The sequence below is a fragment of the Stenotrophomonas sp. UBA7606 genome, assembly GCF_002477705.1.
In the GTDB taxonomy this organism is placed as follows: domain Bacteria; phylum Pseudomonadota; class Gammaproteobacteria; order Xanthomonadales; family Xanthomonadaceae; genus Stenotrophomonas.
Map to the genome: position 1 here is coordinate 1 of NZ_DLJW01000057.1, position 11402 is coordinate 11402.

The window sequence follows — 11402 nt, forward strand, 5'->3', positions numbered from 1 at the left end:
GGAGGGCTGGGGAGGGGTTTGGCCTTTCGCTGGGAAGGCCCCTGCCGAGCATGGCTCGGCACTACCGCGTTGCTCCCTCCCTTTCGCGCAGCGAAGGGGAGGGTTGGGGAGGGGTTGGCTTTTCGCTGGGAAGGGCCCTGCCGAGCATGGCTCGGCACTACCGCGCTGCTCCCTCCCTTTCGCGCAGCGAAGGGGAGGGTTGGGGAGGGGTTGTTTTTGCGCCAGTGCTCCGACGGCCGAGCTATGCCTTTATCGCCAACAGCTATGAAATTTCGGCAGCCCGTGCCCGGGCCCGCGTTTCGCCCGGTAAGCTCGAATGGACAGATACAGGGTGTTGCAATGGGACGATTGCGTTGGCTTGTGGCGGGGCTGCTGTTGTTGAGTGGCAGCGTTGGTGCGCAGCAGTTCAAGGTACTGGTCGCGGCCATCCCCAATCAGTATCACCACGACTACATTCCGGTGGCCAAGCCGCAGTTCGAGGCGCTGGCGCGGCAGCACTATTTTGCGCTTACCTGGGCATGGAACACTCAGGCCTTCGATCAGGATCTGGCCCAGTACGATGCCATCGTGCTGCTCAATACACCTGCCACGGAGTTGTCGGTCACGCAGCGGGAGAAGTTCCAGCAGTACGTGCGCAACGGCGGCGGTGTGGTCGCCGTGCACAAGGCATTTGCGATACGGCGCGGTGATTGGGACTGGTATGACCGCCTGATCGGCCGTTCGTTCCGCACCCATCCCTATCTGCAGACCGCCATGGTGGATGTGGTCAACCGTGATTTCCCGGCTACCGCGGGGCTGCCGCAGCGCTGGCTGTGGAGTGATGAATGGTACGAGTATGACCCGCCGTACAGCGATGACCTGGTCACGCTGCTGACAGTGGATGAGCACAGTTATGACCCCACCCTGATCTGGCCGGGCCAGGTGGCAAAGGGTATGGGCAAGGAGCATCCGGTAGCCTGGTACCACCGTTTCGAAGGCGGCCGGGTGTTTGCCACAGCCCTGGGCCACCAGGCCGAGGCGTACAACGATCCGCGTTACCTGGAGCACCTGTACGGTGGCATCTACTGGGCCGCCACCGGCAAGGGTGAGGGCAAGCCGCCCGCACCTTGAGCCTTACGGGCGCGGGCCGCGCGCCATTGCCTGGAACACGCCGTCACGGCGCACCCAGGCATGGAACAGGGCCGCACCCACGTGCACCAGCACGGTGGCGAACAGCAGGTAGGCCAGCAGGCTGTGCGTGTTGCGCAGCAGTGCATAGAGTTGTGGCGTATGCGGCGCGATGGGCGGCAGGTGCACGCCGGCCCACAGCACGATGGGGTAGCCGCCGGCGGACAGCATGGCCCAGCCCACCAGTGGCATCGCCAGCATCAAGGCATACAGCAACCAGTGTGAGGCGTTGGCGGCCCAGGCCTGCCAGATCGGCAGGTCGGCCGGCAGCGGCGGTGGCCGGTGGCGCAGGCGGTTGTACAGGCGCAGCAGCGCCAGCAGCAGGATCGCGATGCCCAGCGGCCGGTGCAGGTTGATCAGGCCTGGACGCAGGTGCACCGAGGCCACCATGGTCACGCCGATGAACAGCATCGCCAGGATCAGCAGCGCCATGCTCCAGTGCAGCACGCGCGCCAACAGGTTGAAATGACCGTTGCTGCTCATGGGCGCACCTGCTGCTGGTTGTCGCGTGCAGCCTCGTCGGTGGCACGCTCACGCTCGCGGCGGTTGAAGGATTGCGAATACACCGCCGAGCGCGCCGCCAGGATCGGGTCGTCGCTGCCTTCAATGCCATCGGGCAGGATCAGCGGATCGAAGTTGAGATCGTTGCAGCTGCCCTGGTCCTGTGGCTGCATCCGGTCCAGGTTGAGCACGCCGGCAACTATCTGCTCGCGCTCGGCCGGCCACGGCACGGAGGGGTCGGTGATGGCGTCCTGCGCATTGGCCAGGGTGACCACCAGATTCCAGCGCACCGGCCCCTGGGCCAGGCGCTGCTGCAGGTCGTTGGCCAGGAAGTCGACACCGGCCTGTTCGCGTGCGGCGGCATCCAGCTCGCGCGGCGCGGCCTGCGGTTGCCAGCGCCAGCGCACGGCGCGGCGCTGGCCCTGCGCATTGGTGAACCAGAACGCATTGACGCTGTTGAACTCGGTGCTGGCCCAGCTGTCGGTCCAGGGCGCGCTTTTGGCCCACTGCGCGAAGGCGCGGGCGCTGGGGTACCTGGCCTGGATCGCGGCCAGCTTTGCCGGGTCCGGTTTACCGGTGGCCGGGTCGGGGATCTGCGCGCGGGTCTGCTCGTAGAACGCCTCGGGCGTGGGCACGGCCAGGAACGGGAAGCTGTTCATCGCCATGCGCCACTGCTGGCCGTCGTCGCTGCTCAGCTGCAGGGCGATGCTGCGCACGCGCGCGCTGTTGTCGGCGCCATGCGGATTGCCACCGCCGATCGACAGCCGGCCCAGCACCGGCACACGTGGCTGCGCGAAAGCGCGCGCATGCGACAGTTGCGGCGCCTCCGCGCTGGGCGCGAACCAACCGCTGACGCAGACGCCCTTGCTGTGCGCACGGCGGAAACCGGGATGCGCTGCGCCGGTGGCTTCGATGGCATCGGTGAAGCGCTGCGCGGTCAGCCGGTCCTTGCCCAGCCAACCGGCCAGCCAGGCAAACGCCAGCGCCACGCCGCCCAGGATCAGGGCGATCAGCGCGATCCAGGGCAGTGGTGAATGTGGGCTGGGGCCGGTGCGCAGCCCGCCGTGGCGGGTGAACTTGAACAGGGGCATTGCGGTACCTGTCGAGCAAACGGGAGCGTGGTGCCCCCACACGTTGGCAGAACTCGGCAGCAAGGGCCAGCGTGGGCAGACAATCAGACAAAGAAGCCTGCGACGGAGCGCAGGCTTCAGCGTCTTGCGTAAGCGCGTGCTTCAGGCCTCAGACAAACAGTTGCCTGCCCAGGGTGGCCAGCAGGATCAGCAGCGTGCAGACAAAGGACACGTTGAGTCCGGCGGTGGGCAGCCTGCGGCCGTTGCTGAGCCCGATCGGCGCACCGGCTGCGCGCATTTCGCTGGCATTGAGAGCCACCGCGATGGCAACCACCGCCAGCCCGCCCAGTGGCCACCACAGTGAGGCGAAACGGCCGCCGCCCACGCCCATCCATTGATAGGCGCAGACCACCACCGCGAACAGGAAGGCCAGCGAAGTACGCGTTCTCGGTCCCATGGTGCTGTCCCGGGCTCAGGCGCCGTAGCGCGTCTTCAGCATGGCCCAGGCCGAGCGCAGCGCCAGTGCTTCACCGCCGGCCGGGCGGCCCGGGCGTTCGCCGTCGTTCCAGGCGTAGACGTCCAGATGTGCCCACACCTGGCCTTCGTTGATGAAACGCTCCAGGTACAGCGCGGCGGTGACCGAGCCGGCCATGCGCGAGCCGGCGTTGGCCAGGTCGGCAATGCCGCTGTTGAGGTAACGCAGGTAGGGGCGCCACAACGGCATGCGCCAGACCGGGTCGCGGGTGCTGTCGCCGGCCTGCAGCCACTGGTTGGCCAGGGTGTCGTCATTGGCGAACAGCGCCGGCAGGTCCGGGCCCAGGGCGATGCGCGCGGCACCGGTGAGGGTGGCGAAATCGAGAATGGTGTCCGGGTTCTGCTCACTGACGTAGGTGAGCGCGTCGCACAGCACCAGCCGGCCTTCGGCGTCGGTGTTGTCGATTTCCACCGTGATGCCCTTGCGGGTGGTGATCACTTCGCCGGGACGGAATGCATCAGGGCCGACCGCATTTTCCACCGCGGCCACCACCAGGGTCAGCTGCACCGGCAGCTGCTGCGCCATCACCAGGCCGGCCAGGGCGATCGCATGGGCGGCACCGCCCATGTCCTTCTTCATGTTGCGCATGCCGTCGGCCGGCTTCAGGTCCAGACCGCCGGTGTCGAAGCACACGCCCTTGCCGACCAGCGCCAGGTGCGGCGCACCGGCGTTGCCCCAGCGCAGCACGATCAGGCGCGGCGCGCGGTGCGAGGCGCGGCCAACGGCGTGGATGGTCGGGAAGTTCATTTCCAGCAGTTCGTCGCCGGCAATCACTTCCAGCTCGCCGCCGTGGGCGTCGGCCAATTCGCGGGCAGCATCTTCCAGCTGCTGCGGGCCCATGTCCTCGGTGGGCGTGTTGACCCAGTCGCGCACGCGCAGGCAGGCGGTCACCACGTCCAGCACTTCAGCGGCCGGCGTGGCCAGCAGCTGTGCGGCCGGGCGGGCCAGCTTGCGGTAGCGGTCGAAGCGATAGCTGCCCAGGCCCCAGCCGATCTGCAGGTTGGCGTTGCTGCTGGCATCCAGTTCATTGGCAACCTGCCAGACGGTGCCGGCCGGCAGCGCGAACGGCGCATGTGCATAGGCGTAGGCATCGGCATGGTCACCCACACCCAGCACCGCACCGGCAATGCCGTTGTCGCCGGGCAGCAGCAGCACGCTGGTCGGCGCGGCAGTGAACTGCTGCGCATCGGCCCAGGCCTGCACGGCGGCTGGCTGCTGCGCCTTCCACGCGGCAAAGCCATCGCGGTCCAGTACATGCAGCGGCAGGGCAGTGGAGGAATCGGTGGTGTAGGCGGTAATCGAAGTCATGGTGTTCTCTTGCGTCTGATGGCGGCCGTGGGCTTAGCGCTGCGGGTTGGATGCGTTGGCATCCAGCCAGTCGGCCAGTCCGGTCAGGGTGTCGAACTGCAGGTCGGGCTGCAGCTCGGTGTGGGTCCAGGTGTGTTCTTCGCGGTTGATCCAGCAACCGCGCAGGCCTGCGCGCATGGCACCGGCCACATCCATTTCGGCGTGATCGCCGACGTGCAGTACCTGCGCGTGCTCAACGCCAAGGCGTTCGCAGGCGGCGTGGAAAATGCCCGGGTCCGGCTTGGCCGCGCCGAACTCGCGCGAGCCCAGCTGGAAGGCGAACAGCTCGCCAATGCCAATGCGCTGCAGGTCGGCGTTGCCGTTGCTCACCGCTGCCACCGGCACGCGCGCGGCGATGCGGCGCAATGCGGCCAGCGCATCCGGGTAGAACTCCACCTGGTTGCGTGCGGCATAGAAGGCTTCATAGGCAGGATCCAGCAGGTCCGGGCTTGCCCCGCTTTTTTCCAGCGCCTCGGCCAGGGTCAAGCGGCGCAGTGCGCTGAGGTCGTAGTGCAGGTGCGGGTTGTCGCGGAACGAGCGCTCGCGCAGTTCGCGCATGGCGGCCACCGGGTACATGTGGGCGGTGGCGGGGCTGTGTTCCAGCATCCAGTCGTGGAGCACCTGGTCGATACGGGCGCCGATGGGCGCGAACGGCCACAGGGTGTCGTCCAGGTCCAGGGTGATGGCGAGTACGGGGAAATTCATCCGGCCATTTTACGCCATGCCCATGAGCCGGGCCTGTAGGGGGGTATAGGGGTGGTGTAGCCCGGGTAAGCGCAGCGCACCCGGGAGGCGGGAGCGCGCTGATGTCTGGCGTTGTCCGCAGCGGGGAGTTGGACGTGCGTTGAGGCCTGACGTTGTCTGTAAATGGCCCCGGGTGCGCTGCGCTTACCCGGGCTACGCGGCTGTCTGTCCTATTCCAGCAGCTTGGCCCAGCCGTGCATGCCGTCCACGCGGGTCAGCACCAGCTTCACGCAGACCAGCAGCGGCACCGACAGCAGCAGGCCAACCATGCCCCACAGCCAGCCGAACAACATCAGCGCCAGGATCAGCATCAACGGCGATATCGCCATGCGCCGGCCCAGCACGATGGGCGTGATCAATTGCCCTTCCAGCGTGTGCAGGGCCAGGTAGGCCAGCGCCGGCAAGGTGGCGGTGAGGGGATCGCGGAACTCGACAAAGCCCATCAGCAGCATCAGCACGATGCCGATCAGCGGCCCCACATACGGGGCGAAATTCAGCAGCGCCGCCACCGTGCCCCACAACAGCGCCTCGGGCAGGGCGATGCCCAGCAGCATCAGCACGCCGGCCAGTACCAGGCCCAGGGCGACGTTGATGACGGTGATGGTCAATACGTAGCGCGATATCTCGCGCTCGATCGAGCGCAGGATGTCGGCGGTGAAGCGTTTCTGCTGGCGGTTGGGCAGCAGGGCGATCACATGCCGCTGCAGGTTTTCGCCATAGATCATGAAAAACAGCGTCAAAAGCACTACCGCCAGCGCCGAGGCGGCCAGCTTGGGCGTGCGCACCAGCGCCTTGTAGGGATCGTCCAGCTGGGTGCGGATGACCTGCACCTTGCGGTTGCCGTCACCGCCGGCGGCGCGGGCAAAGCTCTCGGCGGCCTGGTTGGCCTGCTGCACAGGTTTGACGAAGTCCTGCACCTGGCGTGAGATCTGCCGCATCTGCTGCGGCGCCTGCTGCACCCACTCGGTGGCCGGGCCGGCCAGTTGCACTGCCAGCGCGCCGCTGGCCGCCAGCCCGCCCAGCACCACCAGCAGGGCGGCGAGGAAACGCGGCAGGTAGAGCTTCTGCAGCAGGCGGATGATGGGGTTGCCGATCAGCGCGAAGAACATCGCCAGCAGCACCGGCAGTATCACTTCCTGCGCCGCCCACAGGGTGTAACCCACAGCCAGGGTGGCGAGTACCACCAAGGCGGCGGGTGCACGCGGGCGTGGCGGCAGTGGCGCAGGCTCCGCCGACGGCGCAGCAGCTTCAGGCAACGGCTCGGACATGCGGGCGGTGCTCCGGACAGTAAGGCGCGGCGCGGTGCCGCGCCCGGCTCAGGATTCTGACAGTTCGGTGGCCGCTTCGGCGGCGCGTGGCGGTACCGGATTGGCATTGCCCGGGGCTGCTGCCCGCGCGCTGGCCGCTGCCGGTGCGGCGGCCTGCTCGGCATCGGCAGCGGCTTCATCGGCATCGTCTGCGGCATCGGCGGCGTGGCTGGCCGCCATGCCGGCCGCAGCGGCGGCAAACGAGGCCACCGAGGCCTGCGCCGAGGCCACCAGGCCGGACACCGAGCCGATCATCTGCAGCCAGCGGGCACCGCTGAAGGCGCCGCCGGGTTCCAGCTTGCCGGCCAGGAAGCCACCGGCCAGGCCCACCACGATGATGCGGCCCGGGGTCCAGGCACTGCGCCAGCTGCGGTCAAGCTGCTGCCAGCTTTGGGTGGTTTCCTCGGCGCGGATCTGCACCACGGCTTCGGCGCGGCGCACACGCCGTTGCAGGGCTTCGAAATTCATCGCTTGTCCTCCCCGGGTACGGTGACGTCGGCATCGGGGTCTTCAGCGCTGGGCTCGTCGAACAGGCCCAGCCGCGACAGCTGCCGGCGGGTGGCGTGCATGCCGGTGTGGTGGAAGAAGTACGACACCCGCCAGATGCCATAGCCGGTGATGGCCAGGCTGAGCACGGTCGGGATCAACAGCGATACGAACAAGGACAGGCCCAGGTACTGCAGCAGGGCCACCAGGGTGGCGGCCAGCAGCAACCAGCCCGAGGCCCCGAAGACGATGGCCACGCCACTCCAGGCCAGGGCCCGCCCGAACGCACTGCGGGCCAGCGCGAAATCGGCCGAGACCAGCCGCCGCAGCGAGCGGGCGGCGTGGCCGGCCGAGTCCAGCGTCTGCCGGCCGGCGCTGCCGACCTGGCGGATGCTTTCCTCCAGCCCGGGCGCGGGGCCCGGGCCGGCGGTGTCGTCGCTTGGCGGTGTTGCGTTTTCGCCCACGCCGGTCAGTCGTTGCTGCGGGCGAGCTTGGCGATGATCCAGCCGGCGGCGAAGGCCACGCCGAACGACACCAGCGGACGCTCACGGATGAGGTCGGCGGCGCTGTCCACCAGGTCCTTGCCCTTGTCCATCAATGCGTCCATCTGCTCCTTGGCAGCGGCACCGCCCAGCTCGGCGGCGGCAAGGCCGGACAGCGCGCTGTCGGACAATTCGGCCTTCAGGTTGGCCTTGCCCAGGCGCAGCTCGTCACCGGCAGCGCCAGCGGCGCCCTTGACGGCCGAACCGGCGGCGGAAGCGGCGGACTTCAGGTGTGCGCCAGCCTCGCCCAGGTGTTCCTTCATGTTTTCGGTATTGGTGGGGCTCATCGTGATCTCCTGGTTTCAGCGGGTGCGCCGGTTGGCGCGCAGTTACAGCAGGTCCCAACAAATAGCAGCTGCGGGGTGTAAACAACGTTACGGTGATGCCCCGCCGTGCTCACGGTGCCATCATCGCATCTGCAGCTGGCCGCGCTGGTTGCCGCGCAGGATGCTCAGCACCAGCTGCTGCGGACGCGGGTTGAAGCTGGCACGCCAGCTGGCCAGATCGGTGAATTCGGTGGTGCTGGCGGCCAGGATCACATCGCCGCTGGCCAGGCCCGATTGCGCCGCACGGCTGCCGCGCGCGACGTCGCTGACCAGCACGCCATTGAGGCCGGACTGGCGCAGTGATTCGGGCAGGTCGACAAAGGTCGCGCCGCTCAGGCGCGGGTCCAGGGTGTCGCCGGTGACCGCACGCGGCTGTTCCTTCAAGGTGGCCTTGAGCTGCAGCGGCTTGCCGTCGCGGCGCACTTCCAGGTCAACCGTGCGGCCCACCGTGGAGAGGCCTTCGAAGTTGTGCAGCGCCTGCGCGCTGTCCACGCGCTGGCCATTGATGGCGGTGACCACGTCGCCGGCCTTGACCCCGGCCGCGGCGGCGCCGGACCCGGCCAGCACACGCGTCACCAGGGCGCCGCGTGCTTCGTCCAGGCCCAGGCCCTGCGCGATCTGTGGGCTGAGGTTCTGGGTTTCCACGCCCAGCGTGCCGCGCACCACCACGCCCTTGGTGATCAGCTGCTCAACCACGTCGCGGGCCAGATTGGAGGGAATGGCCAGGCCCAGGCCGATATTGCCGGCCATGCTGCCCTGCGGGTTGTAGCTGGCGGTATTGATGCCGACCAGCTGGCCGCTCAGGCTGACCAGTGCGCCACCGGAGTTGCCGGGGTTGATCGAGGCATCGGTCTGGATGAAGTTCTGGTAGCCCAGGCCGCGGATGCCGCTGCGGCCCACCGCCGAGACGATGCCCGAGGTCACCGTCTGGCTGAAGCCGAACGGGTTGCCGATGGCCACCACGAAGTCACCTACGCGCAGCTGGTCGCTGTTGCCCAGCGGCAGCGCGGTGAGCTTGTCGGCGGGGATGCGGATCAGGGCGATGTCGGTGTCGCGGTCCGAGCCGATGAACTCGGCCTTGACCGTGCGCCCGTCGGCCAGCGTGACCTGTACATCGTCGGCGTTCTCCACCACATGGTGGTTGGTGAGCACGTAGCCGCGGGTGGCATCGATGATCACCCCGGAGCCCAGCGACTCGTTGATGCGCTCCTGCGGCACCTGCGGGAACAGGCGGCGGAAGAACGGGTCATCGAAGAACGGGTTGCGCACCCGCACCACCTGCTTGGTGTTGACGCTGACCACGGCCGGCATGGCCTGCTCCAGCATCGGCGCCAGCGACGGCAGGGCCTGCCCGGCCACCGAGGCCGGCAGCGCGCCCGTCGCCGGCACGGCGCTGGCGGTGAGCGGCGCGGCGTCGGCGCGGTTGTCCAGGTGGGCGTTGATGGCCGTGGCGGTGAAGCCACCAAAGGCGGCCGCCAGGGCCAGGGTCAGCAGGGTCGGTACGGGTCGCATAAGCCGATGGTTCCTTGCGGGGCGCACGGGGGGGCGCCAGGGTGGGGCGGGTTGCTGAACACGAGTGTGGCGGGGGCCAGCTAAATCGGCAATGAAACTTCTGCACCGCCGCAAGCCCAAGGCCCCCAATGCCTACACGGATTGCAATAGATCAATGGCAGATTTTTTGTTTGACATCACCCCGCCGGTGGGTAAGCTTGGTCGGGTCATCACCCACTAGATGTTGGGTTGATGTGAAAAACGTCCCCAAGCAGTAGGGTTTTGTTGCTAGGGGTGCAGGCACCCCAACGGAAGGCGTGCAGTGACCATGACAGTGATGCAGACAACCGGTGATTTCCGGAACCCCCTCATCCCGCTGACAGGCGCGTAAGCACGCGCCTGCGCGTCGTTGTCTCTGCCGCCCGACCCCGTCGGGTACTAAGTAAACGCACCGCAAGGTGCCCCAGGAGAGTTTCCCCAATCATGAGTACGGTGCGTCTGGAAGTGGTCAGCAATCAAACCAAGTCGGACATGATCCCGTTGCAGCCTGCCTCGCAGGACATCTGGGAAAAGAAGTACCGCCTCACGACCAAGGCAGGCGAAGCGCTGGATGCCGATATCGACGGCACCTACCTGCGCGTGGCCCGGGCCCTGGCCGATGCCGAGGCTACCGACGACAAGCGCGCCTACTGGTTCGAGCGTTTTGCCTGGGCCCTGCGCCGTGGCGCGATCCCGGCCGGCCGCATCACCTCCAATGCCGGTGCGCAGGAACACAAGCCGGCCACCAGCACGATCAACTGCACCGTGTCGGGCACCATCACCGACTCGATGGACGGCATTCTGGAAAAGGTCCACGAAGCGGGCCTTACCCTGAAGGCCGGCTGCGGCATCGGCTATGAGTTCAGCACCCTGCGCCCGCGCGGCGCCTTCGTTGCTGGCGCCGGTGCCTATACCTCCGGGCCGATGTCCTTCATGGATATCTACGACAAGATGTGCTTCACCGTGTCCTCGGCCGGTGGCCGCCGTGGCGCGCAGATGGGCACCTTCGACGTATCGCACCCGGACGTGAAGGACTTCATCCGCGCCAAGCGCGAGGACGGCCGCCTGCGCCAGTTCAACCTGTCGCTGCTGATCACCGACGGCTTCATGGACGCGGTGAACAACGACGCCGACTGGCAGCTGGTGTTCCCGATCAACACCAAGGAACAGGCCGAGCTGGACCCGTCCAGCGGTGAGGAAGTGGTGTGGCGCGAATGGCCGACCCACGAGAACTACATCGTCCGCGACGACGGCCTGGTGGCCTGCAAGGTGTACGGCCACATCCGTGCCCGTCACCTGTGGGACATGATCATGGTCTCCACGTATGACTATGCCGAGCCGGGTTTCATCCTGATCGACCGCGTCAACGAGATGAACAACAACTGGTGGTGCGAGAACATCCGCGCCACCAACCCCTGCGGCGAGCAGCCGCTGCCGCCGTACGGTGCCTGCCTGCTGGGCTCGGTGAACCTGACCAAGTTCGTGCGTGACCCGTTTACCGACAAGGCCTCGTTCGACTGGGACGAGTACAAGGAAGTGGTGCGCGTGTTCACCCGCATGCTGGACAACGTGGTCGAAGTGAACGGCCTGCCGCTGGAGCAGCAGCGCAACGAGATCATGCGCAAGCGCCGCCACGGCATGGGTTTCCTCGGCCTGGGCAGCACCATGACCATGCTGAAGATGAAGTACGGCAGCACCGAGTCCTGCGAGTTCACCGAAGCCATCGCCCGTGACATGGCCGTGGCCGGCTGGGAAACCGGCCTGGAACTGGCCCGTGAGAAGGGCGCTGCCCCGATCATGGAAGAACAGTTCCCGGTCACCGCCGCCATGCTGCGCCAGCGCCCGGA

12 protein-coding genes are annotated in these 11402 nt (G+C 67.4%); 2 read left to right on the forward strand and 10 right to left on the reverse strand.

The genetic code is table 11. The features are described 5' to 3' along the window. Positions 1-339: 339 nt before the first annotated feature. Entirely contained in the window at positions 340-1110 is a 771-nt protein-coding gene (locus B2527_RS07985; RefSeq protein ID WP_293707709.1) for a ThuA domain-containing protein, read from the forward strand. Positions 1111-1113: 3 nt separating this feature from the next. On the opposite strand, the gene B2527_RS07990 is transcribed toward B2527_RS07985, so the two are convergent. The 10 genes from B2527_RS07990 to B2527_RS08035 all read right to left on the reverse strand — a co-directional run bounded on the left by B2527_RS07990 (position 1114) and on the right by B2527_RS08035 (position 9537). After that, a complete protein-coding gene (locus B2527_RS07990; protein WP_293707711.1) occupies positions 1114-1650 on the reverse strand; it encodes a cytochrome b in 537 nt (178 codons plus the stop codon). Then, positions 1647-2759, reverse strand: a complete 1113-nt coding sequence (locus B2527_RS07995) for a catalase family peroxidase (RefSeq protein ID WP_293707713.1) — start codon at positions 2757-2759, stop codon at positions 1647-1649. The genes B2527_RS07990 and B2527_RS07995 overlap by 4 nt, the downstream gene beginning before the upstream one ends. Before the next feature lie 148 nt (positions 2760-2907). Further along, a complete protein-coding gene (locus B2527_RS08000) occupies positions 2908-3195 on the reverse strand; it encodes a hypothetical protein (protein ID WP_293707715.1) in 288 nt (95 codons plus the stop codon). Between the two features lie 15 nt (positions 3196-3210). Continuing rightward, complete coding sequence (locus tag B2527_RS08005; protein ID WP_293707717.1) at positions 3211-4581, reverse strand: leucyl aminopeptidase family protein; 1371 nt, start codon at positions 4579-4581, stop codon at positions 3211-3213. 33 nt (positions 4582-4614) lie between these two features. After that, positions 4615-5325: an HAD family hydrolase gene (locus B2527_RS08010; protein WP_293707719.1), complete on the reverse strand. Its 711-nt coding sequence runs from the start codon at positions 5323-5325 to the stop codon at positions 4615-4617. A 209-nt stretch (positions 5326-5534) separates the two neighbouring features. Beyond that, entirely contained in the window at positions 5535-6632 is a 1098-nt protein-coding gene (locus tag B2527_RS08015; protein WP_293707720.1) for an AI-2E family transporter, read from the reverse strand. A gap of 48 nt (positions 6633-6680) precedes the next feature. After that, on the reverse strand, positions 6681-7139 hold the full coding sequence (locus tag B2527_RS08020; RefSeq protein ID WP_293707721.1) for a protein sip-5: 459 nt from the start codon (positions 7137-7139) through the stop codon (positions 6681-6683). After that, positions 7136-7621 (reverse strand): phage holin family protein, encoded by a 486-nt coding sequence (locus tag B2527_RS08025; protein ID WP_293707723.1) that lies wholly within the window; start codon positions 7619-7621, stop codon positions 7136-7138. The genes B2527_RS08020 and B2527_RS08025 overlap by 4 nt, the downstream gene beginning before the upstream one ends. 5 nt (positions 7622-7626) lie before the next feature. Beyond that, entirely contained in the window at positions 7627-7986 is a 360-nt protein-coding gene (locus B2527_RS08030; RefSeq protein WP_293707725.1) for a hypothetical protein, read from the reverse strand. A 120-nt stretch (positions 7987-8106) separates the two neighbouring features. Further along, positions 8107-9537 (reverse strand): Do family serine endopeptidase, encoded by a 1431-nt coding sequence (locus B2527_RS08035; RefSeq protein WP_293707727.1) that lies wholly within the window; start codon positions 9535-9537, stop codon positions 8107-8109. 462 nt (positions 9538-9999) lie between these two features. Here B2527_RS08035 and B2527_RS08040 point away from each other — a divergent pair. Further along, positions 10000-11402, forward strand: a 1403-nt coding sequence (locus B2527_RS08040; RefSeq protein WP_293707729.1) for an adenosylcobalamin-dependent ribonucleoside-diphosphate reductase, incomplete at its 3' end; no start/stop codon positions are given.

Coding starts and splice junctions, on each gene's coding strand:
- B2527_RS08030 (WP_293707725.1), bottom strand. CDS start 7,986: ATGAGCCCCACCAATACCGAAAACATGAAGGAACACCTGGGCGAGGCT.
- B2527_RS08005 (WP_293707717.1), bottom strand. CDS start 4,581: ATGACTTCGATTACCGCCTACACCACCGATTCCTCCACTGCCCTGCCG.
- B2527_RS07995 (WP_293707713.1), bottom strand. CDS start 2,759: ATGCCCCTGTTCAAGTTCACCCGCCACGGCGGGCTGCGCACCGGCCCC.
- B2527_RS08015 (WP_293707720.1), bottom strand. CDS start 6,632: ATGTCCGAGCCGTTGCCTGAAGCTGCTGCGCCGTCGGCGGAGCCTGCG.
- B2527_RS08010 (WP_293707719.1), bottom strand. CDS start 5,325: ATGAATTTCCCCGTACTCGCCATCACCCTGGACCTGGACGACACCCTG.
- B2527_RS08020 (WP_293707721.1), bottom strand. CDS start 7,139: ATGAATTTCGAAGCCCTGCAACGGCGTGTGCGCCGCGCCGAAGCCGTG.
- B2527_RS08000 (WP_293707715.1), bottom strand. CDS start 3,195: ATGGGACCGAGAACGCGTACTTCGCTGGCCTTCCTGTTCGCGGTGGTG.
- B2527_RS07990 (WP_293707711.1), bottom strand. CDS start 1,650: ATGAGCAGCAACGGTCATTTCAACCTGTTGGCGCGCGTGCTGCACTGG.
- B2527_RS07985 (WP_293707709.1), top strand. CDS start 340: ATGGGACGATTGCGTTGGCTTGTGGCGGGGCTGCTGTTGTTGAGTGGC.
- B2527_RS08035 (WP_293707727.1), bottom strand. CDS start 9,537: ATGCGACCCGTACCGACCCTGCTGACCCTGGCCCTGGCGGCCGCCTTT.